Source organism: Paraburkholderia sp. SG-MS1 (genome assembly GCF_012275575.1).
In the GTDB taxonomy this organism is placed as follows: domain Bacteria; phylum Pseudomonadota; class Gammaproteobacteria; order Burkholderiales; family Burkholderiaceae; genus Paraburkholderia.
In genome coordinates, this window is the sequence record NZ_NPIH01000255.1 from 56,136 (window position 1) to 78,856 (window position 22,721).

Genomic DNA, 22,721 nt, shown 5'->3' on the forward strand with positions numbered 1-22,721 from the left:
GCCCGGCCCCCACGGTCTAGGATTCGTCGCGCTCAGGAAGCAGCAGCGCCGTGATCGTGCGGCCCTTCCAGAACAGGTTGTGAACGCGCGGCTGCAGGTTGCGCAGCCCGTCCGCCGTGACGTCGTCGAAAATCACCAGCGCGGCGGGCCGGGAGCCCGCGCCTGGAATACGTCGGATCGTACTGAATTGAGGAAATCCGTACCGTACCAGGAATTCGCCGATTTCTTCATCGGAGACACTTTCCTCCACGTTGCCAAGCATCAGTTCCGCCATGATGGTTGCTCCTCGACTGTTACCTTGCACTCGGCGCCGCAGCACGATGTCGACGCAAGCCGCGTCACTGAACCGGACTCGCTTGCAGCGCCGCCGCGATATCGCGGCTGACCGACGCCAGCGCGCGATCGTGCGCGGCCACCATCGGTTCGAAGCCCGGACCGGACACCGGCTCGCGCGCAACGGAGCGTCCCGAAACGGTGCGGCCTTTCGCAGGCGGGCGCACGGACCACAGCACGTCGACGGTCACGTCCCGCCCCGGCGCGGAGTCGAAGCGCATGACGTCGACGCGCACATGCCAGACGCCCAGCGGATCGTGCGTCGTGTCGTACACCGACACCTGCGGAGAATTCAGCAGCACGGCCAGGTCGGCGGCAATCACGCGGCCGATGTCGCCGCTCAACGGTTGCGCCCAGCGGGCGAATTCGTTGACTTCGACCTCATTATCGCCGAGCCGGGTCACGATCTGCGGACGATCCACAATGTCCGGTATCGTGACAGGACCGATCACCACGGCGATCGGGCGGGTCGCGCCCGAGCTGGCGAGCGACCGGTCGGGGCTCAGCGTGTAGAAACTGGCCGAGGGCGACTTGCATCCGCCGAGCCCGCCGACGACGAGCGCAATTAACAGACATGGGAAACATGCCGGCGCGCACCTCATGGTTTGTCCTCCGACTTGCCGCGCACGAGCGCTTCCGGATGTCGCGACAGATAGTCGGCCAGCGTACGCAGCGTGGCGGCGGTGCGGGTCAACTCGTGCATCGCCTCTTCTGTCGATTGCTGTAGCGACGAATCCGGTTGCAGCGCGCTATTCGCGGAATCAAGGGTGGATTGCGCGGACGCGAGTGTGTCACGGGCCTTCGGCACGACTTCGCTATTGAGCTGGGAGATCATCGTGTTGGTCGAGCGCAGCATCGTGCGCGTGTCGTTGCCGATCGCCTCGAACGGAATAGTGTTGAGCTTGGCCAGCAGGCGCGTGACGGAGTCCTGCAGCGACTGAAGCGTGCGCGGTATCGCGGGCAATTCCGGCGGCGTCTTGCTCCAGTCTATCGTCGCCTTGGGCGCGTCCGGGAAATGATCCAGCGCGACGTATAACTGGCCGGTCAGGGGATTGCCGCTTCTGAGCTGGAACCGGAAGCCGTGTGCGATCAGATAGTTCGCGACCCCGCGCGGGTCGTCGCTGATGCGCCCCCCGGTGTGGCCGCCCTGGTAGCGTGACGTAAAGCGCTCCGGATAGATCTGTATTTCGACGGGAATGCTGAAGCGATTGTGCGCCGGGTCGAAGCGTGTATAGATGGCCGTCACTTCGCCGATCACGACGCCGCGGAAATCGACCGGCGCGCCAACCGTCAAACCGCGCACCGAGTCGATGAAATTTACGACGTATTTATCGACGATCCGATCGTGCTGTCTCATCGCGTCGGCACGCGTGACGTACAGTTCGAACTGAGTGTTGGCCGGGGCGTCGGCCTCTTCCTGCGATCCCGGCGGCGACTCGAAAGCCACGCCGCCGATGATGATGGAAACGATCGACTGGGTTTCGATCCGCACACCGTTGGTATCGACCGCCATGTCGACCCCGCTTGCGTGCCAGAAGCGCGTGTCGGTTTTCACGAAGCGGTCGTAAGGCGCATTGACGAACACCTTCAGCGTGACGCCGCGACCGTCCGGGTCCAACTGGTAGGAGGCAATCTGACCCACGCGAAGTCGGCGGAAATACACGGGCGTGCCTACATCGAGCGAGCCGAGCCCCGTGCCCTTCAATGTGAATTCGCGCCCCGGCACGTCGCTCGCGAACACAGGCGGCTCTTCGAGCCCGACGAAACTGCGCCGCGCCTTCGTCGCATTGCCGACGTCGACGTCGATATACGATCCCGAAAGCAGCGTGCCGAGCCCGGAGACCGTACCGCCCGAAATACGCGGGCGCACCACCCAGAACCGCGTGTTCTCGACCATCAGACTCGCCACGTCGCGCGCGACCTCCGCCTTCGCCACCACGTTCCTGTGATCCGCCGACAGGTTCACGGCCTCGACCACGCCGATGTCCACGTCCTTGAACTTGAGTTTCGTCTTGCCGGCCTCAAGCCCCTCGCCGGTCTTGAAGCTGATGGAAATCTGCTCGCCGCGCTCCAGTATCGCCTTGGTGGCCAGCCATGCGCCGATCAGCACCGCCACGATCGGCACGAGCCACACCAGCTGCATACGCCAGCGCGAGCGCGGAACCGGCTCGGCCGCGGGCAGCTCAGGAACATCGGACTCGTCATTTGACCCGGACATGACCGCTCTCCGCTGCATCCCAGATGAGACGTGGGTCGAAAGCCATCGACGCCAGCAGTGTCAGCACGACGACCGCCCCGAACGCGATCGAGGCCGGGCCCGCCTCGATCGTCGCCAGCGCGTGGAATTGCACCAGCGCGACGAGCATCGTGATCACATAGATATCGAGCATGGACCAGCGCCCGACCAGTTCGATCGTGCGATAGATCCGGGTGCGCTGCACGGGAAGCCATTGCGAATGAAGCTGCGTCGACACCGCGAGATACGCGAGGCCCAGAATCTTGAGCATCGGCACCACGATGCTCGCGACGAACACGAGCACGGCGAGCGGCCATGACCCGGAGATCCACAGATAGACCACGCCGCTCATGATCGTGTCTTTCTGCGCGCCGAAGAGCGAACTCGTGTTCATCACCGGCAGCACGTTGGCGGGGATATACAGCACCATGGCGGCGGTCAGAAACGCCCACGTGCGCGACAGACTCGCGGGCTTGCGCCGATGCAAATGCGCTTTGCAGCGTGGACACGCGTGCACGCCCGAGCGCGCCGGATCCCGCAACAGGAGTCCGCACTCCTCGCACAGCACGAGCCCATGCGCGGATGCCGTCACCGCGCTGCGCCGCAGCTTCGGAAGCGGCGGTCGCCACGCGCCGTTGCCGTTTTTGCCGGCGCTGATGCGCGACCATATCTCGTGCGGATCGAATGCCGCTGATGCCGCGGCGAGCAACAGCATCAGCACGACGAACGACCATAACGCCGTGCCCGGCACGACCTTCGCGATGTGCGCGAGCTTGACGAGCGCGACCAGCAGACCGAGGATCAGCACCTCGGTCATGCCCCACGGCCGCGACAGTTGAAACAGCCGGAAGCCTTCGACCGCGCGCCACGGCACGCGCCCGAAATGCAAGGGCACGAGCAGCCACAGCATCGCCAGTGTCTGCAACACCGGCATCACGATCGTCGTCATGAGAACCAGCACCGCGAGCGGCCAGGTGCCGTGCGTGTAAAGCATGCGAACCGAGCCGGCCAACGTCGTCTGAACGAGATTGCCGTTGATCGACAGACCGACGATCGGAAAAACGTTCGAAATGACGAGCAGCACGGCGGACGCAACAGTAAAGGCGAGCGCATATTCGGGGCCGTTCGTGCGTCCCCTGCCGAGCTCGGCGCGACAACGGCGGCAACGCAACGCGCTGCCAGGTGTGAGCGGCGCTCCGAGCTGAAGCAGGTCGCACTCCTCGCAGGCAAGGAGGTCCCGCTGGGTCGTCTCGCTCATCTCGCCTCCAGAGCGACCGGCGGGTCGCGCGCCGGCGCCACGCCGCGCGCGACGGGCGCCTCCGGGGCCGTAGGGGCTGCCGGCGCGCTATCGGGCGACGCGGCCGATGCGGCCTGCGGATAGGCCAGCTTTTCCGCGGCGAGAACCCAGCCGCCGCCCATCGCCTTATAGAGGTTGACGAACGACGTCAGCTCGGCGCCCTGCGTCTGCGTGTAGTTCAGCTGTGCGTTGAACAGGCTACGCTCGGCGTCGAGCACTTCGATGTAGCTCGTATAACCGCCTTCGTAACGCAGACTCGCGAGCCGCGCGTAGGTGTGCAACGCCTCGACCTGCTTGCCCACCACGGCCAGTTGCTCATGTGTCTTCTGCACGGAGATGAGCGCGTCCTCGACTTCCTGGAACGCCACCTGGATCGACTTCTCGTACGCGAACAGCGCTTCCTGCTGACGTGCCTCGGCCTGGTGCACCTGGCCCGAGATATTGCCCGCTGTAAAGATCGGCTGTGCCACGCTGCCGGCAAACGACCACACCCGCGCCGGCCCGGTAAAGAGATTCGAGAACTGCGAGCTGACCGTGCCGAACATTCCCGTCAGCGAGATGGACGGGAAGTAAAGCGCCTTGGCCGCGCCGATCAGCGCGTTTTCCGACACCAGGGCCTGCTCGGCCTGCAGCAGATCCGGACGACGTTCGAGCAGGTCGGAGGGCAATCCGTCCGGAATCTGCGGCGTGCCCAACGTCGACAGTTCGCGACCGCGCAGAATCGCGCCCGGATTTTTGCCGATCAGCACGGAAAGCGCGTTTTCCTGCTGGCCGATCTGCATCTCGATCTGCGGAATGGTGGCTCGTGCCGCCTCGTACTCGGACTGGCTTTGCGCCAGTTCCATTTGCGACACCTCGCCGCCCTTGAAGCGCAACGTGAAGACCCGCACCGACTCGTCGCGGCTTTCCACGGTTTCCTTCGCGATCTCGAGTTGCCGGTCGAGATTGCGCAGGTTGATGTACGCGGAGGCGACTGAACCGACCAGCGTCAGAATGGTGGCCCGGCGGCCCTCCTCGCTCGCCAGCAGGTTGGCGCGGGCCGCCTCGGTCTGCCGGCGGACCTTGCCGAAAAGATCGATTTCCCACGCGACCGAGACCGTTGCGTCGAACTGGTTATAGATGGGGCTGATACCGTTCGGAATCGGTATGCCGGCCGCCGTCGACGCACGCTGGCGCGACGCATCCGCGCCCGCGCTGATCTGCGGAAAGAGCCCGGAGCGCGTCGTCACGAACTGGCCGCGAAACTCGTCGACCCGGGCCGCGGCCATCTTGACGTCGCGGTTCTCCTGCAGCGCGGTGGCGATCAACTGGTCGAGCACGGGGTCCTGAAACTGCTCCCACCACGCGACGTTGGCAATCTCGGCGGCCTCACCCTGCGCGAACCGATACGCTGCAGGCACGTCCACCTTGGGACGTGCATAGTCGGGGCCGAGCAGACACCCGCTCAGCGCAAGCAGCGCGGCGCAAGCCGACAAACGCGCGAGAAGCGTCCCGTCCATGTCAGTTGCTCTCTTGCGACGGCGCTTGCGGCGGCAAGCCGCGCTCCGCCGCTGTCGCGCCTGGTCCCGCTCCGGCCGCGCCCTTGTCCGGCGTCGGTTTGCCGCCGCGCGAGCGCGACGACATCGTTTCGAGCAGGTAATAGAACATCGGAATGAAGAACACGGCGATGGCCGTCGCGCCGATCATCCCGCCGATCACCCCGGTGCCGATCGAATGGCGGCTGTTGGCCGACGCGCCCGTCGCGATGGCGAGCGGCACGCAGCCGAGAATGAACGCGAGGGACGTCATCACGATCGGACGCAAGCGCTCTTCCGCGGCCGTCATGGTGGCATCGATCACGGACGCGCCGGTTTCCCGGTTCAACACTGCGAATTCGAAGATCAGGATCGCGTTCTTGGCGGCGAGCGCCACCAGCATCGTCAGCCCGATCTGGAAATAAACGTCGTTGCTCAGGCCGCGTAGCAGAACGGCGAGCAATGCGCCGAAAAGCGCGAATGGAACCGCCATCAGCACGCCGACCGGCAAGCTCCATTTCTCGTACTGCGCGGCGAGGATAAGGAACACCATCACGAGGCCGAACACGAACACGAGCCCCGACGTGCCGCCCGATTGCCGTTCCTCGAAGGCCTCTCCGCTCCAGGCCACGCTGTAGCCGGGCGGCATCTGCGCCGCCAGTTCCTCGAGCGTCGAGATCACCTGCCCGGAGCTGAATCCGGGTGCGGCGTTCGCCGTGATCTTGATCGCCGGGAAGTTGTTGAAGCGCGTGACCAGATCAGGTCCGACGACGAACCGGTAGGTCGCCACAGAGGTGACCGGCAGCATCGTGCCGGACTTGCTGCGCACGTAGATCTGATCGAGGTCGGCGGGCGTCAACCGGGACGACGGTTCGGCCTGCAGGATCACCTGCCAGAGCCGGCTCGAACGGTTGAACTGCGACACGTACAGCGAGCCGAACATCGTCTGCATCGTGCTATACGCGTCTTCGACCGGCACGCCGAGCGTTTCGGACTTATCGCGGTCTACCTCGACCAGCAATTGCCGCGACGACGCGTTGAACGTCATGGTCACGCCGGTCAGCTCCGGACGCTGCCGCGCTTTCTGCACGAACTGTTGCGTCACCTCCGCGAGCTGCGCGATGCTCGCATCGCCCGTGCTCTGAATCCACATTTCGGTGCCGCCGGTCGTGCCGAGCCCCGGAATCGACGGTGGGTTGACGGGGAACACCACGCCTTCCTTCACGTCCGCGAAGTGGCGGTACGCGTCGAGCAGCACCGTGCGCGCGTTCTGCGTCCTGATGTTCGCCGACGTGTAACGATCCTCGAAACTTTTCAGGCCGACAAAGAACGTGCTCGAATTGTTCTTGTTCTGGCTATCGAGCAGGCTGAACCCATCGACCACCGTGATACTTCCGACCGCCTCCTGTTTCATGAAGTAGTCGGTCACCTTCTGCGAGACCTCTCCGGTCCGGTCGAGGCTCGCCGCGTCGGGCATGATCACCGCGCCGAGCAGATAGCCCTGGTCCTCCGGCGGCAGGAACGCCGACGGAATCGAGCGGACCATGAGTACCGCGAGGACGATCATGCCCACGAAAAACAGCAGCCCGAAAATGAACCGCTTGATCACCAGCTTGACCGCGCGCGAGTAGCCCGCGGTCATCCGGGCGAACTGCCTGTCGAACCAGCGGAAAAAGCCCTTTTTCTCGTGATGGGTGCTCTTCAGCAGCAACGCGGCGAGCGCGGGTGACAAGGTCAGCGCCACGATGCCGGACAGCACGACCGAGATCGCAATCGTAATGGCGAACTGCTTGTACATTTGCCCCGTGATGCCGCCGAGGAACGCCACCGGCACGAACACCGCGCACAGCACCAGCACGATCGCGACGACCGGTCCCGCCACCTCGTCCATCGCCTTTTTGGCGGCGTCTTTTGGATTGAGCTTGTACACCGTCATGTTTCGTTCGACGTTCTCGATCACGACGATCGCATCGTCCACGACGATCCCGATCGCGAGCACCATCCCGAACAGGGTCAGCATGTTGATCGAGAAACCCAGCAGCAGCATGAACATGCAGGTGCCGACAATCGAGACCGGCACGGCGACGATCGGGATCAGCGTCGCGCGCAGGCTTTGCAGGAACACGAACACGACGATGACGACGAGCACCAGCGCTTCGAAGAAGGTGTGAATCACGTCGGAGATCGAGGCCCGGGTGAACTCGGTCGTATCCATGGCGATTTCATAGGTCAGCCCTTCCGGAAACGACTTGTTCAACTCCGCCAGCGTCGCGCGAACCTTCTTCGAGACGTCGAGTGCATTGGCGCCCGGCTGCTGATAAACGGCGAGGACGGTCGCGGGCTTGCCCTGGAACCGGCTGCGAATGGAGTAATCCTTTTGCCCCAGTTCGGCCCGCCCGATGTCCTTGATCCGCACGATCGCCGCCCCGCCGCTCGCGGCGCGCACGATGATGTTTTCGAACTCGGACGGCTCGGCGAGACGGCCGGTCGTCGTGACGGCGAATGACTGTTCGACGGATTTTCCCGTCGGCGACTGCCCGATGCTGCCCACCGCGAACTGCTGGTTCTGATTGGCGACCACCCGCTGCACGTCGGCGGCCGTTACGCCCAGTTGCGCCATCCGGTCGGGTTTCAGCCAGATCCGCATCGCGTAGTCCGGATTGCCGAAAATGCTGGACTGGTTCGCACCCGGAACGCGCTTGATCGCATCGAGTACGTAGATGTTGGTGAAGTTCGCGATGTAGACCGAATCGTACCGGTCCGTCGGCGAATAGACCGCGATCACCATCATGAAAGCGGACGACTTCTTCTGCACCTGAATGCCCTGCGCCTGGACCGACTGCGGCAGTTGCGGCAGCGCGAGGTTCACGCGGTTCTGCACATCGACCTGAGCCAGTTCCGGGTTCGTGCCGATCTCGAAGTACGCGTTGATGGTCAGGTTGCCGGTGGATGAACTCGACGAGTTCATGTAGATCATGTTGTCCGCGCCGTTGACCTGTTGCTCGATCGGCGCGGCGACGTTGTTCGCCACGACCTCCGCATTGGCGCCTGGATAGGTCGCGGAGATGGTGATCTGCGGCGGAGTGATGTCCGGATATTGCGCGACCGGCAACGAGAACATCGCCAACGCACCACCTAGCGTGATGACGATCGAAATGACCGACGCGAAAATCGGACGATCGATACAGTAGTGCGAGATGCTCATGTCGGCGGCCCTTTCATTGGGTCGTATCGCTGTGGGTTCCTTGCGCCGTCGCCGATGCCTGCGCGGAAGCCGCCGGCGCGGCACTGCCGGACGCGGCCGCCGCGGCGGGCGCTGCGCCTGGCACCGGGCCCTGGACGATCTTGAGCTGCTGTCCCGCCGAGACACGCAGCGCGCCATCCACCACGATGCGTTCGCCCGGCTTGAGCCCTTCCGATATGAACCAGTCCTCGCCCTGCCAATCGCCCACTTCGACGACGCGCTGCCGTGCCTTGGACTCGTTGTCGACAACCCACACGAAGTGGCTCTTCGAGCCTTGCAGGACCGAGCGCTGCGGCACGAGAATCGAGTTGGGCCGGATGGCCCCGGAGACCCTGGCCTTGACGAACTGACCGGGGCGCAACGTCCCCTTCGGATTGGCGAAAACCGCCCGCACGAGGAACGTCCCGGTTTCTGTGTTGAAGGCCGGATTGGCAAAGTCGATGCGCCCCGACTGTGCGAACATCGAGCCGTCGGCCAGAATGATCTGCACGACGAAATCGTCGTTCTGCGGGAATTTCAGTTGACCGGCGGCGATCTGGTCGCGGTACTTCAACATCATGTTTTCGGAGATGCTGAAGTTCGCCCACATCGGGTCGAGTTGATAGACGTAGGTCAGCAAGCTGTTGGAAGTGGCCGTGACATAACTGCCGTCCTGCTGACGCGCGAAGCTCGACAGCCCCGTGAGCGGCGACTTGATCGTCGTATAGCCGAGATTGAGCTGCGCGGTCTGGACCTCTCCCTGCGCAGCGATGACCGCTGCGGCAGACTGCTTTTCGTTGCCGATCGCGTCGTCGAGGTCTTTCTTGCTCAATGCGTTCTGGGCGGCCAGAGGCTCCACGCGCGCGAGATTCGCCCGGGCCACCTGCAGCCGCGCCTGCTGCTGCGCCAGCTGCCCCCTGGCCGTTTGCAGCGCGGCCTCGAACGGCTTGCTGTCCATCTGGAACATGGTCTGGCCTGTCTTGACCACCTGCCCTTCGGTATACATGCGCTTGTCGAGAAAGCCATCCACCCGCGCGCGAATCTCCACTTCGCGAGAACTCTGGGTTTGAGCAGTAAATTCGAAGTCGACCGGCGTGTCGCGCTGGACCACGGTCGTGACGGTCACTTCCGGCGCGGCGGCCGCGGGCGCGGCGGGATGCTTCTTGCAGGCGACCAGCAGGGTCATGGCCGCTGCCAGCAGCAGCAGCGCGCGCCCCGAACGATGGAAACAGCCGGAGGGCTCCGCGGGTCCGCGAAGATGCCGCCGCGGCGCGGTGTGGAGGCAAGAGACGGTTTTCATCGCGCGACCCGCCTGATCATAAGGCAGTACAGTTGCCGAACAGCACCATGGCGTCCTGACTGTTGACGATCGCCAACGTCATCGATCCGTCTGTCGAATCGACGACGAGGGTCCACCCATAGCCCATCTCCGTGCCGTCCATGATGATCTGGTTGGCGTCCTTGCTGGCGATATGCATGGGGGTCGTTCGCGCCGGTCCGGTAATCACTTTCTTGTCGAAATCGAGCGACAGAAACCGGGGGGCGCCGATGTCGTCCGGCAACGAACGGGTACAGGCGATGCCCGGATCGCACGCGTGCGCGTCGATCGTCGCGCACAGGAGCGGCTTGCTGCCATCGAAGCCGGCGGCCCATGTATCGAGTGCGACGACGCTGAGCACAATCGTGAGTAAAACGGACCCGGATTTCATCGCGTACTCCCGCGTTTTCTTTGAAGGCTGCGCACACAGCGAACCCACGCACGCGCCGTCACCCAGCAAACGGGTCGGGTCAGGCAGCCGCGCCTTCGGTTCGAAGCGGCCGGCCGCCCGGTTGACGCGCGGACTTAGGTCAGTTTGGTTGTAGCCATACAGGGAGACAATGGGACTTTGGTCTCATATCGCCAGATGGGGTGAGCGTGCTTCAAGGGCGCAACGGACCGTTTATCGCCAGTTCCACCGCCTTGAGGAGAATCGCCGCATTGAAAGGTTTGCGCAGGTACGCTGCGGCGCCCGACGCCAGCGCTGCCTGTCGAACGACGAGTTCGTCGTGTGCCGTGATCATGATGATCGGCAAACCGAGCGGCGCAAGTTGACGCTGGACTTCCAAACCGCCGGTTCCCGGCATCTGGATGTCCAGAATGACGCACGCAGGCCGATATGACGGAATCGCCGACAGCGTATTCAACAGTTCGTCGCCACTTGAGAACGTCTCCGCCTCGATCCCTGCGGAGTGCAGCAGACGCTTGATGGCCCGGCAAACCGATTCGTCATCGTCGACCACAGCAACGATTTGGTTGGGGTTGACCATATGGCGACGCGAACACGCTGTCGCTCCATGAATAGATCATTGGAGCTTCAGACTAACGGCAGACACGGAAATGAGATATAGGACTTTGGTCCACTAGCGGCACGTGGCGGGGGGACCGGATATGATGAACGTTCCCCGGTCCCAGATCGGACCATGCAGGACTACTTGTCGTCGGCCGGATAAAGGCCGGCTTTTTCCGCGAGCCGAACGAGTTCGACGATCGATCGGGCTTTCATCTTCTCCATCACGCGCGCCCGATGAATCTTGATCGTCTTTTCGGCCGCGCCAAGATCGCTGGCGACCTGCTTGTTCAGGCGTCCGGTCAGCACGAGCACCATGACCTCACGCTCACGGCGCGTGAGATGGTTGACCCGCTCCTGAAGCTCCGCCGCTTCGTTTCTTTTCGCAAACTCGATGCAGGCCCGCTCGAGCGCGCGATCGATCGCGGCGAGCAATCGCGACTCGCACACCGGCTTGGGCAGAAAATCGAGCGCACCACCCTTCATGGCTTCGACGCTCGTGCTGACGTCGCCCCGCCCTGTCAGAAAGACGATGGGAAGCAACTGCTTGAGATTGCGCTGCACGTCGAGCCCGGTCATGCCCGGCATCTGCAGATCGAGAACGAGACAGGCGGGCGTGCTCGCCAGGTCGGCCCGGTTCAGAAAAGCATCCGGGCTCTCGAAGGATTCGACGTGATAACCCGACGCGCGCAGCAGTCGGGCGAGCGCGCATCGCACGCGCTCGTCATCGTCGACGATGAAAACGCGGGCGGCGGCCTCACTCACGACGGCCGGAGGCGGCCCTATCGCAGGTCCGCGGCCCGCGGCAGCGCTATGTGAAAGGATGCTCCCTTGCCCTCGTTGTTCTGCGCCCATAACCGGCCTCCGTGCGCCGTCACGATCGTGCGGCTGATAGACAGACCCAGTCCGAGTCCTTGAGGTTTGGTCGTGAAAAATGGCCTGAACATTTTGCTCATCTTGTCGGCGGTCAATCCCTGACCCCGGTCTTTTACCGTAATCCGCACGCCTGTGCCGGATTCTTCGCGCACCGTCGTTTTGATCAGGCGGTCCTTCGGGTCGCATTCCTTCACCGCGTCGAAGGCGTTCAGCAGCAGATTCAGTACGACCTGCTGCAATTGAACCCTGTCGCCGAGCACCATCGACAGATTCTCGGCAATGTCGAATGTCGTGCTGACCTCGCGCGCCATCGCATCGCTGTGCACAAGCAGCGCGATGTCGCGCACCACACCGCCCACGTCGACTGGTTGCAACTCCATGTCGCCTTTTCGCACCATCGTGCGGATCTTCTTGATCACTTCGCTCGCGCGGCAGCTATCGAGGACGATGTCGTCCACCGCCTCGCGCAGGTCCGCCGTATTGGCCTTATCCGATTCGATGAACTTCTGCGCGGCCTGCGCGTTGCTCAGGATGGCGGTAAGCGGCTGGTTCAGCTCGTGGGCAAGAGAACTCGCCAGTTCTCCCAACGAAGCGACGCGCGCCAGATGCGTCAGCTCCTTGCGGTTGCGATCGACTTCGCGGCATGCATTGTGGCTCGATATCGCGATGATCCGCACTTGCTCATTGCCTGCGCTGTATTTCGTCGTATTGGTTTCAACGTGAAAACCTTCACCGTCGCTGCGCCGCGCGAAGCGCATCTGGGTGGTTTTTCCGTGACTGGTGCTGTTTGCAACGTCATCGTCCGCGCCCGTGGACTGGCAATCGCGCAGGCCCCGGATCGGAAATAGCAACTCGGTCGATGCACCGATCAATTGTTCCCTCGTGTAGCGGAACAGTTCGATGGTGCTCGCGTTCGCAAAAGTGATCTGATTCCGCAGGTCGACCGTGAGGATCGGAACCGGCAACATGTCGAGCGCGTCGCGCCACCGGATTCGCTCGTCCAGCATTTCGCCGCTGAGCCGCCCGCCGTCGCGCAGCGGGGATACGCATGCGCCCGCGTAGCTTCGCCATCCCGCTGCGGAACCGGCAAGCTCACGCTCGCCGGCTGCGACGGGCAGCCTGAACCGATCTACGGCGTCGCGAATGAAAGCGGCCGCTTCGGCTTCAGACGTTGCCAAACGCGGATCGCCCCCCTCATGAGTCGAACCGGTGTTGGGAATCAAGGCGTCTGCATTCCGATCGGAGCATGGGGCAGGAGGGCGCTGGCGCACATAGAGGGTCATCGCAAATCCAACCACGCCTTGCATCAGGTCCTTGCCATGCACGATGAGGTTGATCATCGGAATCTCCGCCACCCGTGTTTAGTGCATGTATGGAGTCGATCAACACCGCAACGCCTCGTCTGCCGGATAACAGCGCCGACGCTGATTCCGTAGCCGATTACGTCGTACACCAGTAACTTGGAAACAGTATAGGATCATCACACGTCGATTTCATAAGAAAAAAACGCAATTTTCCCATTCAGTGCCCACTGCAGCCTAGGGGCGTCTGGCATTTTCTGACATACGTCAGCTGTTATCGGAATAATGGCTCGTCCGATTTCATACCCATTAATTATCCATACGCTTTTCCAGAAGTCCGGGAATTGGCTATGGGCGTCCGCTCTAAAAATGCAATCGGCATTTACTCAGCGGCGGCCCTCTGAACGCCGCGTGCAGCAGGGATTCGCCAGTGACAAACCTTTCTGCGTGAACTCTCCGGCGCAATGATTTTCGCCATCAAGAGCGCCGCGGAGTTTTACGTCATATTTTTTGCCGACAAATATCATGCCGAGATTTATAGTGACATGATCCCCTCGTGGTTAACCCGTCCTGCAAAAAGCCGACCTATTTAGAAAACGTTTAATTGGTGTTTCACCGTTTTCGATGTGGCTCCTGTCACCACCCAAGCCGTTTCTTAAAATGCATAGCGATCAGGCACTATAAATTCGCGGCGATGCCCGTGCGAATTCAGCAGCGACTTCCAATGAATACGAACATCGCTAGCGACGAAGACTTACTCTGAACTGCGTCACGAATGACGAGTCATGGTGTTGGCCCGCCGGATGGGCATGGCCGAGGTCGGCCAGGCCACGGCGACGCCAGACCTATGCGCGCGAAAGACTACGACCAGGAGAACGGCGAATGGCATCGCCGAAGACCGTCATTCGTCGACCATATGCGCAGCGTTGGCGGCCTTGCGCAAGGTTATGCCCCGTTGGCCGGCTCTCGCCCAACCACGTGATCCATCTCGATGGCGGCGCCGGTCGTCACGCACTCCGTCGCCCGCGCCGACGGGTTCGCGACGCAACGGCGCCGCCGTCGGCTACGCCGCTTTGATTCAGCGTGACGAAACGGTCCGCGCATCCTGACTCGCTTACAGGTCGAGCCGGTTCACCTTCGTTCCGGAGAGCGACAGATCCGCCATCAGACCGGCATTGGTCAACACCAGCGCCACGACCTGCGAATTCACGGACGACGTGTCCAGTGCACCGTTGGCGCCGACTTTCGCTATCGAAACGCCCGCGTCTGCGCCGGCCGACCAGCCGCTCGAGTTGCGGAACTTGTCCAGCGCGTCCTTCGTCATAAAGAGAAAGATGATCGCGGTCGACTGAACGCCGGCCTGAAATCCAAATGAAGCGGCGGTCGTACTGTAGTAACCGACGGTCGCGCCACCGACCCGCAACGCACCATCGCCGTGCGAGCCGCCCACGATGAAGGCCGCTTTTTTCACGTCCGGAAAAACCAGAATCCCTTGGGCCTTCGCCATGAGTTCATTCGAACCCGGGACCGCCGTGTGCAGCCGCGACAACGTGCCGTTCACCGCTGCATCGATCTCCTGCCGCTTCGACGCGGCAGTCGCGGGACTCTTGTCCCCCCCCGATGTCATGGTGCAACCCGTCAAAGCCAAACTCGCGGCAGCGCCTGAAATCGCGATCGTTTGCACAAAGTTCCGTCTGTTCATTATCGAGCTCCGTTGTGGTTACAGTGCGAATCGCCAGCCGCTATGTCTGGCCGCTTCGGTCCCTTGCTCTATCGCAATCCAGCAGGTCGCTGCCGTGCAGCTTGGCTTGCCGGTCCAGCACACGCGCAACGCGGCGGGTGCGCGACGACACCCGTGAAGCCCTCGCCCGGCTTCACACTTCTGCTCGCACAGCGCAGACGGCCGGCTTGCGCCGGACATATCGAGCCGCCATGCCTTCGATGGGCCAGGACCGCGACTGCAACGCCTCTGCTTACATGATGTCACGGCGCGGCAATTGGGAAATCGGACCTTGGTCTTACAGGGCGCCCCCTGGATGCGCCGCGTGAGCGTTGGAAAGACCAATCGCCCGGCGGCACTCATGTCGGCCCTTGCTTCGTGAATGCGCCATCCACAATCGCCGCCCGTCATCAACCGCCCAGCGCAATGATCGCCATGGTCAGCACGACGCCGAGCGCCGCCATTGCCAGCCCTGCTCTCCATCCGCCGAACCCGGCGTGGTAGCCCAGCGCCATCCCGCTGCCGAATAGCATGGCAATCGTCAGCACGCGCGAAACGATCAGCGCCGTCGAGACGTCCGCGAACAGCAAGAACGGCAATGCCACCGGGAAAGTCGATAAAACGACTATCACGAAGATGCCCACCGCGCCAACGACGTCATCGCGCAAAAAGCGCGGACGACTCGGCAAATCGGGGATCGTGGCGATGCGCGCCCGGATCAGCTCCAGTTCCGTATCGGCGATCAGCGGTGTGATCCATGCCGGCAATGCCTTGCGAAGCGCACGAACGCCCGCGGCCGTGTCCTGCTCATGTTTGATGCTCAACGCGAGGGTCAGCCGGCGGCCGCGATTGGTCAGCGTGCGCACGAGAAACATCACCGCGTCGGCCAGACCCCACGCGAGGTTGCAGCCGAGTGCCGTATAGAACATTTTTCGCCCGGCGCCTTCGCCCGCCGTCGCGGCCGACACAGCCCCGACGAACGTGAGCGCCATGAAGAGACCAAAACACAGTTCCGACACCCGATCGACAGTATCCAGAACCGGCTCGCGAGCGCCGATGTCCTGCTGATCCATTAGACCGGTAAAGCCCATGAGATCTCCCGCCGCGGTTAGCGTGTGATCGTTCTTACTACCTGGCCGAACGCGTCGATGCCATTGAACATCATGCAGCATACGGTTGGTGATCCGGCGCCCGATATTGGACCAAGGTCGTATGGTCTTCCCGCGCGCCGAGCACTACATTGCAAGAGGATCGTTGGGTAATGACTCAGCTCAAATTCGCGCGGAGATAGGGGAATGGCGAAGACCCAGGCGAAAGGCGACGCGTCCGTCGAGGGCAAGGCACTCTCGTACAAGGAGTACCGCAAGGCGTTGTTCGATCTGCATGTCGAACTCGTCAAGCTCCAGGAATGGGTGGTGCAAACGGGCAGCAAAATCTGCATTGTTTTTGAAGGACGTGATGGCGCGGGCAAGGGTGGCACCATCAAGGCGCTCACCGAGCGCGTGAGTCCGCGCGTGTTTCGCGTCGTCGCGCTGCCCGCACCCACCGACCGCGAAAAGAGCCAGATGTACGTGCAGCGCTATCTGCCGCACTTGCCGGCCGCAGGGGAAGTCGTCATCTTCGACCGTAGCTGGTACAACCGCGCGGGCGTCGAGCGGGTGATGGGCTTCTGCTCCGACGCGGACGCCGTGGCCTTTCTCAAGGCGCTGCCGCTGGTCGAGCGGGCGATCGTCGAGTCCGGGGTGATTCTCCTCAAATACTGGCTGGAGGTCAGCCCGGAGGAACAGACCCGCCGTCTCGAAGCCCGCATCCACGACGGGCGGAAGGTTTGGAAACTCACGGATATGGATTTGAAATCGTATAGCCGATGGTATGACTACTCGCGTGCGCGCGACGCGATGTTCGAAGCGACAGACACCGGGATCGCCGCATGGCATGTGGCGAATTCGAACGACAAGCGGCGCGTGCGACTGAACATCATCAGCGATGTACTGAGCAGAATTCCATATACGGCCATGCCGCGCAAGAAAGTGACGCTACCCAAAAGGCAGAAACCCGACGGCTATCAGGCACCGGACTATCCGTTCAAATACGTCGCCGAGCGATTCTGAGCCTGGTGGGAGCGCGGTGGAGTATGTAAGGGTCTCCTATCCGTGCGTTCGCTCGTCAGGCCCGCTTTCGTCAGGGCCACAGCATGCATGAACCGGGAGGCGGTTGCGCGACGCCGGCACCATGCGCCCTTCCAGAAGCTCTCACCATTGGCTCGAGTCCATCATCAGGACAGCCCCGTCTGCAGAACGACTGGTGACATCTGTCGGGACGCCAGTCGAGCGGAGTCGATGCGCCGCTATCCATTTTGCAGTTGCGAACTGACCTCGCCCGTTCAAATACCGTGTGCCTGGGAGTGGCCTGGTGCGTCCGGATCATTCGTGTACGCGGGAGCAAGCCTTTCCTGATGCATGGCTACCGCATCCTCAAGCCTCCTGCAGAGCTGATCCGCGTTGCTGATGGCCGGCAAACGCCTCACGGGATGAGCTGCATCGTTGGTCATCAGGATGATCGTGCCGGTGCCGAAGAGGCGTTGCCACCATGGGTGGATCGAGGTGATGCACTGAATCCGGGAAAGTTCGAGAGTCGACACACGGCGATGCATAATGCCCTGCGTCCAGGAAATGCGTGCGGTATCGATGACGATTCGGGTGAACGCGGTTTTGACGAACGGCAAGCCGACACCGATCAAAACCGCGCCGGCTTGTGCAAGCAGCACATTCCACTGAAACGGGAAAGAGTTCGACGCGCAGAGATGTACACCGCCAATCATTGCTATCACAACGCCCCCTTTCAGGAGCGCTGGAAGATTGCAGGCCTGCGACGGCGCGCCGCTGAAAATCACGTGATTAGCCATCGCGTCTATTCCTTTTTCCGACCGACGGCCCGAGTCGTCCGTCGAAAAAGGCGGCGCTGCCTGATGGGGCTGCGCGTCGGCGAACTGACTGCTGACCGGCGACAATGCCATGACCGTTACGCCAAGCACACTGACATAGGACGATTGTAGCGCAGTGCTAGTCACAGACCGGCCAACGGCCTCTTTCGGCGCGAGGAAGTGTCGTTGGGCGCCCCGCTGCGAAAGGCCGCCGGGCAGTGAAGTGAGGCGGTCGTCATCCGTGCAGGTTTGGCCTTGAACAATGGATGACGAAAAGGGATCGAAGGTCTGCGTTCCGTTGAACAGCGCTCGGACATGCGGCATCTTCCACCGCGTCCGGACGGATCGGCCGACTTGCTCAGGTGCCCGCTCCTAATGACTATGGCGGTAATGAGAGTCTTCACGAGCGGTGTCGTTGCACCAAAAGCGCGGCTGCGAGAAGCGTAGTCAAGACGGCATCGTGGCGATGCATGCATAAAAGGAGAAATGTGTCGGTTGGCGTTGCTGTCTCGCTGCAACGAACGGAATATCCACCTCGCCCGATCGCCGTCCAGCCAACGGGAAACAGCAACGTAGCTATCCTACGCCCTGCCGGGAAACGAAAGACGAGCCTTCATTTTTTGGCCACTTTAGCGACCTGCAGTCATTGCGGTCATTGCGGTCGGATAAGTGAACGTCGCAAGAAAGTCGGGCGTGCCTTTTTGTATGTCGATATCGCGATCGCCCCACCGCGAGTAGTGCTTTCAAACATATCGTCAAATTACGATATACACTTCGTCATGTAGCGATGCAGATGCGTCGACGCCTTCCGGCGTCCCGGCTGCCCGTTGTCGAAAAGCTTGAACGAACCCAGATGAAACCCGATATCGACGCGATTCACAAAGCGCTTGCCAACCCGGTCCGCCGGGAGATTCTCGGCTGGCTGCGGGAGCCGCACGCGCATTTCGCCGATCAGGAGTTGCCGCTCGATCACGGCGTATGCGCGGGCAAGATCGACGCGCGCTGCGGCCTGTCGCAGTCCACCGTGTCGGCGCACCTCGCGGCCTTGCAGCGCGCGGGGCTTGTCACGTCGAAACGGGTCGGTCAATGGGTCTTTTTCAAGCGCAACGAGCCCGTCATCCAGGCGTTCCTCGATCATATGAACTCCCGGCTCTGAACGCTTCGCTCGCGTCGCCGCGCTACCTTCATCACGCAGCTTTTTTCAGGCTCGGGCCGCGCCCGCCGCCAAAGGTGAACTCTTATGCCGACTCTTTTCGATCCGCTGCAAATTGGTGACATCACGTTGTCGAACCGCATCATCATGGCCCCGCTGACACGTCAACGCGCCGAAGAAATCCGCGTGCCGAACGCGCTGATGGCACGCTACTACGCCGAGCGCGCAACGGCCGGCCTGATCATCAGCGAAGCCACTTCGGTCACGCCGCAGGGTGTCGGCTACGCGGAAACGCCGGGCATCTGGTCGCAGGAACAGGTAGAAGGCTGGAAGCTCGTCACGAACGCAGTGCACGCCGCGGGCAGCAAGATCTTCCTGCAACTGTGGCATGTGGGCCGCATTTCGGACCCGCTGTTCCTGAACGGCGAATTGCCGGTTGCGCCGAGCGCGATCGCGGCAAAAGGTCATGTGAGCCTGGTGCGTCCGGAACGTCCGTACGTGACGCCGCGCGCGCTGGAACTCGATGAAATTGCCGGCGTGGTCGAAGCGTTCCGCCAGGGCGCGGAAAACGCGAAGGCGGCGGGTTTCGACGGCGTCGAAGTGCATGGCGCGAACGGCTACCTGCTCGACCAGTTCCTGCAGGACAGCACCAACAAGCGTACCGATGCCTATGGCGGCCCGATCGAAAACCGTGCGCGTCTGCTGCTCGAAGTGACGGACGCGTGTATCGACGTGTGGGGCGCGAACCGCGTCGGCGTGCATCTCGCACCGCGCCGCGACTCGCACGCAATGGGCGACTCCGACCCCGCTGGCACGTTCGGTTACGTGGCCCGCGAACTCGGCAAGCGCAAGATCGCGTTCATTGCCGCCCGCGAATCGCTCGGCGAGGACCGCCTGGGCCCGCAGTTGAAGAAGGAATTCGGCGGCCCGTACATCGCGAACGAGAAGTTCACCAAAGAGACCGCACAGCAGGTGCTCGACGCGGGCGAAGCGGACGCGGTGGCATGGGGTCAACTGTTCATCGCCAATCCGGATCTGGTGCGCCGGTTCGCGACGAATGCGCCGTTGAACAAGCCCAATCCGGCGACCTACTATGCGCGCGGCGAAACCGGCTACGTGGATTATCCGGCGCTGGAAACGGTGGAATAAGCGGCCGCGTGTGAATCGCGTGACCCTGTAGAAATGGCGCGGCGGGTGAAGAGCGAACAATGTTCAGCTCATCGCCCGCCGCGCTTTTTTGCGCATTGCCCGTTCACCCTGTTCACCGCGGCGCGCCCGCTCTGAATCAACCCGACAGCACACGCGGAAACTCCACACGTCATCCCAGATCACGCCGCATGAACACGCGCTTCGATTCGTCGAGTCCTCGCGCGATATGCGCGTCGCGCCGCGCGATCAACGCCGCATCCAGCTCGCCTTCCTCGATGTCGCGAAACCCCAGTCGCCGATAATACGGCGCATTCCACGGCACATCGCGATAGGTCGACAGAACGAGTTGCGGCAATTGCCGCGTGCGCGCGAGTTGCGCGACCTGCTCGATGAGCGCAGCGCCGATGCGCCGCCCGGCGCGCGCGGTGAGCACGTCGAGTTCCTGAACATAGATACACGCGGGCTGCGGATCGAACATCACGAAGCCGGCGCATGTTGCATCGGCGTCCACCGCGACGATGATCTCGCCGGCGGCGAGCTTGCGCTCGACGAGTTCCAGCGCCATCGGCGGCGCGTCGGCAATCCCGGTCATACCGACGTTGACAAAGCGCTGGCCGGCTTCGAATTCGATCTCACGAATCACGCTCGCCTCGTGCGGCGCGGCAAAACGGAAAGTGACAGTAGGTGCAGGCTGCATGGCGTTCCGAAGCAAAAATATCGCGCGATATTGACATCCCCATAGACAAATATACAAGTGCCCGCACTGCCGCGGGACTACACTCCTGACATCTGACTCCCCTTCGGCCCAAGATGGATCTCCTGAATGTGTTACAGGTCGCGCTGCACCTCGACCAGCACCTGAGCACACTGATCACGCAGTTCGGCAATGGCGCGTATGTGCTGCTGTTCGTCGTCGTGTTCGTCGAATACGGCTTCCTGCCGCTGTTTTTCCTGCCCGGCGATCCGCTGATTTTCATTTGCGGCGCGCTCGCGGCCACGGGCGCGCTTAATGCCTGGATCGTGGCGCCCGTGCTGTTCGTGGCGACGGTGGGCGGTAGCATCGTCGGCTACGCGATCGGTCACGCGGTCGGCCAGAAGGTCTATACCGCCGACTATCGCTGGCTCAACAAGCGCGCGCTGCGTAAAGCGCACGATTTCAGCGAGGCACGCGGAGGCCTGACCTTTCTGCTGTCGCCGTTCATCGCCGTGGTGCGCACATTCGCGCCGTTCGTCGCCGGCGTCTCGCGCATGACGTTCTCGCGTTTCGTGTGGCTCGTGAGCGCCGGCGCGGTCCTATGGATCGTCTTGCTGATGGCGGCCGGCTTCCTGTTCGGCAACATGCCGATGGTGCGCGATCACATGAGTGCAATCGTGCTGCTGGGCATTGCGCTCGGCGGCGCCATGCTGATCGGCGGCACGGTATGGCGTCTCGTCCATCGGCGCTTGCGCGCTCCCTGAACGTCCGGGCGCGCATGCATCGCGTTACCGGCATGGCGGCCGTTCGCCACGGCGTCCCGGCTTGACCCGGACGAGATACGAAGGTAACCTTCGCAGGTAACCTTCACATCCGGCTGTCATCGCATGAGCAGGAATGTCCCTTCGCCTACCCCCGAAGCGCTGCACGCATTGGCTGAAGACCTGCGCGTGGTGGGCGTGAAGCTGCGCCGCCGTCTGCGCGAAGAGTCCAATGTGGGCGACTTCACACCTTCGCAGATGCAGGTTCTCGCTCTGCTGGAGCGCGAAGGTCCGGCTACGGTCACGACGCTGGCACGGGCACGGGGCATGCGTCCGCAATCAATGGGCGAAACGCTTTCGGCGCTGAAGGCCGCGGGATTCGTCCACGGCGCGCCCGATCCGAATGACGGCCGGCAGACGGTTCTCTCCCTGACTCCGGCCTTTCGCAAGAAAATCAAGGCCGCCCGGGCCGCGCGCGAAGACTGGCTGTTTCGCACCATTCAGACCCATTTCTCGTCGGCCGAGCAGCAACAACTCGCAATCGGCGTCGACTTACTCAAACGCCTGATCGACTCGTAACGACTCGTACCACCCTGGAGCACACCCATGGCACTCACCACTTTCGACGCAAAGACCGCACTGATCGTCATCGATTTGCAGCGCGGCATCGTCGCACTGCCCGTCGTTCACCCGGCGAGCGAAATCGTCCAACGCTCGGTCGCCGTCCTCGACGCGTTTCGCCGCCACGGCCTGCCCGTGGTGCTCGTGAACGTCACGGCCGGCGCACCGGGCCGCACCGACCAGGGTCGCCACACCGGCGATTTCCCCGCCGGATTCGCGGACCTCTTGCCCGAACTGAACCAGCAGCCGTCGGATCATCTGGTGACCAAGCGCACGTGGGGTGCGTTCACGAATACGGACCTCGAAGCCTATCTGCGCAAGGAAGGTGTGACGCAAGTGGTGTTGGTGGGTATTGCAACCAGCATCGGCGTCGAATCGACCGCGCGCTACGCGAGCGAACTCGGCCTGAACGTCACGCTCGTCGTCGACGCGATGACCGACATGAACGCGGACGCGCACACCAACAGCATCACGCGCATCTTCCCGCGTCTGGGCGAAACGGGCACGACGCAGGAGGTCCTCGCCCTGCTCGAAAGTACGCGCGCATGACCATCCGCCTGAGCGCGCGCTCGCGGCTGCTCCCAGCATGGTTC

General features: G+C 62.6%; 21 protein-coding genes. 6 read left to right on the plus strand and 15 right to left on the minus strand.

The features are described 5' to 3' along the window. Positions 1-16: 16 nt before the first annotated feature. From CIC12_RS25825 to CIC12_RS25885, 13 genes are all read right to left on the minus strand, one after another. Positions 17-274: an RNA recognition motif domain-containing protein gene (locus CIC12_RS25825; protein ID WP_121321430.1), complete on the minus strand. Its 258-nt coding sequence runs from the start codon at positions 272-274 to the stop codon at positions 17-19. Between the two features lie 64 nt (positions 275-338). Beyond that, complete coding sequence (locus CIC12_RS25830) at positions 339-935, minus strand: PqiC family protein (protein ID WP_168668266.1); 597 nt, start codon at positions 933-935, stop codon at positions 339-341. After that, positions 932-2,551 carry a PqiB family protein gene (locus CIC12_RS25835; protein WP_168668268.1) on the minus strand — a complete coding sequence of 540 codons (1,620 nt, stop codon included), beginning with the start codon at positions 2,549-2,551 and terminating at the stop codon, positions 932-934. The genes CIC12_RS25830 and CIC12_RS25835 overlap by 4 nt, the downstream gene beginning before the upstream one ends. Beyond that, complete coding sequence (locus tag CIC12_RS25840; RefSeq protein WP_168668269.1) at positions 2,535-3,827, minus strand: paraquat-inducible protein A; 1,293 nt, start codon at positions 3,825-3,827, stop codon at positions 2,535-2,537. Before CIC12_RS25840 ends, CIC12_RS25835 begins: the two co-directional genes overlap by 17 nt. Next, positions 3,824-5,365, minus strand: a complete 1,542-nt coding sequence (locus CIC12_RS25845) for an efflux transporter outer membrane subunit (protein ID WP_168668270.1) — start codon at positions 5,363-5,365, stop codon at positions 3,824-3,826. Before CIC12_RS25845 ends, CIC12_RS25840 begins: the two co-directional genes overlap by 4 nt. Position 5,366: 1 nt before the next feature. After that, entirely contained in the window at positions 5,367-8,585 is a 3,219-nt protein-coding gene (locus CIC12_RS25850; protein WP_168668271.1) for an efflux RND transporter permease subunit, read from the minus strand. Positions 8,586-8,598: 13 nt separating this feature from the next. Further along, positions 8,599-9,903 (minus strand): efflux RND transporter periplasmic adaptor subunit, encoded by a 1,305-nt coding sequence (locus CIC12_RS25855; protein WP_168668272.1) that lies wholly within the window; start codon positions 9,901-9,903, stop codon positions 8,599-8,601. A 16-nt stretch (positions 9,904-9,919) separates the two neighbouring features. Continuing rightward, on the minus strand, positions 9,920-10,312 hold the full coding sequence (locus CIC12_RS25860) for a hypothetical protein (RefSeq protein WP_168668273.1): 393 nt from the start codon (positions 10,310-10,312) through the stop codon (positions 9,920-9,922). A 211-nt stretch (positions 10,313-10,523) separates the two neighbouring features. Then, complete coding sequence (locus CIC12_RS25865) at positions 10,524-10,910, minus strand: response regulator transcription factor (RefSeq protein ID WP_168668275.1); 387 nt, start codon at positions 10,908-10,910, stop codon at positions 10,524-10,526. Between the two features lie 161 nt (positions 10,911-11,071). After that, entirely contained in the window at positions 11,072-11,695 is a 624-nt protein-coding gene (locus CIC12_RS25870) for a response regulator (RefSeq protein WP_168668277.1), read from the minus strand. A 17-nt stretch (positions 11,696-11,712) separates the two neighbouring features. Then, positions 11,713-13,146: a sensor histidine kinase gene (locus tag CIC12_RS25875; RefSeq protein ID WP_168668279.1), complete on the minus strand. Its 1,434-nt coding sequence runs from the start codon at positions 13,144-13,146 to the stop codon at positions 11,713-11,715. Between the two features lie 1,075 nt (positions 13,147-14,221). Beyond that, a complete protein-coding gene (locus tag CIC12_RS25880; protein ID WP_168668281.1) occupies positions 14,222-14,809 on the minus strand; it encodes a BPSL1445 family SYLF domain-containing lipoprotein in 588 nt (195 codons plus the stop codon). A 428-nt stretch (positions 14,810-15,237) separates the two neighbouring features. Beyond that, positions 15,238-15,918, minus strand: a complete 681-nt coding sequence (locus CIC12_RS25885) for a hypothetical protein (protein WP_168668283.1) — start codon at positions 15,916-15,918, stop codon at positions 15,238-15,240. A 204-nt stretch (positions 15,919-16,122) separates the two neighbouring features. Here CIC12_RS25885 and ppk2 point away from each other — a divergent pair, with 204 nt between their 5' ends. After that, positions 16,123-16,938 (plus strand): polyphosphate kinase 2, encoded by an 816-nt coding sequence (ppk2, locus tag CIC12_RS25890; RefSeq protein WP_168668285.1) that lies wholly within the window; start codon positions 16,123-16,125, stop codon positions 16,936-16,938. A gap of 272 nt (positions 16,939-17,210) precedes the next feature. Here ppk2 and CIC12_RS25895 read toward each other — a convergent pair whose 3' ends face one another. Further along, a complete protein-coding gene (locus CIC12_RS25895; protein ID WP_168668287.1) occupies positions 17,211-18,074 on the minus strand; it encodes a PH domain-containing protein in 864 nt (287 codons plus the stop codon). Between the two features lie 529 nt (positions 18,075-18,603). Between CIC12_RS25895 and CIC12_RS25900 the strand changes: the two genes are divergently transcribed. Continuing rightward, positions 18,604-18,906 carry an ArsR/SmtB family transcription factor gene (locus tag CIC12_RS25900; RefSeq protein ID WP_121321401.1) on the plus strand — a complete coding sequence of 101 codons (303 nt, stop codon included), beginning with the start codon at positions 18,604-18,606 and terminating at the stop codon, positions 18,904-18,906. An 84-nt stretch (positions 18,907-18,990) separates the two neighbouring features. Beyond that, complete coding sequence (locus tag CIC12_RS25905; protein ID WP_168668288.1) at positions 18,991-20,052, plus strand: alkene reductase; 1,062 nt, start codon at positions 18,991-18,993, stop codon at positions 20,050-20,052. A 169-nt stretch (positions 20,053-20,221) separates the two neighbouring features. On the opposite strand, the gene CIC12_RS25910 is transcribed toward CIC12_RS25905, so the two are convergent. Next, positions 20,222-20,749 carry a GNAT family N-acetyltransferase gene (locus tag CIC12_RS25910; protein WP_168668289.1) on the minus strand — a complete coding sequence of 176 codons (528 nt, stop codon included), beginning with the start codon at positions 20,747-20,749 and terminating at the stop codon, positions 20,222-20,224. A 113-nt stretch (positions 20,750-20,862) separates the two neighbouring features. Between CIC12_RS25910 and CIC12_RS25915 the strand changes: the two genes are divergently transcribed. The 3 genes from CIC12_RS25915 to CIC12_RS25925 all read left to right on the plus strand — a co-directional run bounded on the left by CIC12_RS25915 (position 20,863) and on the right by CIC12_RS25925 (position 22,677). Beyond that, complete coding sequence (locus tag CIC12_RS25915) at positions 20,863-21,510, plus strand: VTT domain-containing protein (RefSeq protein WP_168668290.1); 648 nt, start codon at positions 20,863-20,865, stop codon at positions 21,508-21,510. Positions 21,511-21,633: 123 nt separating this feature from the next. Then, positions 21,634-22,086, plus strand: coding sequence for a MarR family winged helix-turn-helix transcriptional regulator (locus CIC12_RS25920; RefSeq protein ID WP_168668291.1), 453 nt, complete (start codon positions 21,634-21,636; stop codon positions 22,084-22,086). A 27-nt stretch (positions 22,087-22,113) separates the two neighbouring features. After that, positions 22,114-22,677: an isochorismatase family protein gene (locus tag CIC12_RS25925; RefSeq protein ID WP_168668292.1), complete on the plus strand. Its 564-nt coding sequence runs from the start codon at positions 22,114-22,116 to the stop codon at positions 22,675-22,677. The last annotated feature ends 44 nt before the right edge of the window (positions 22,678-22,721 follow it).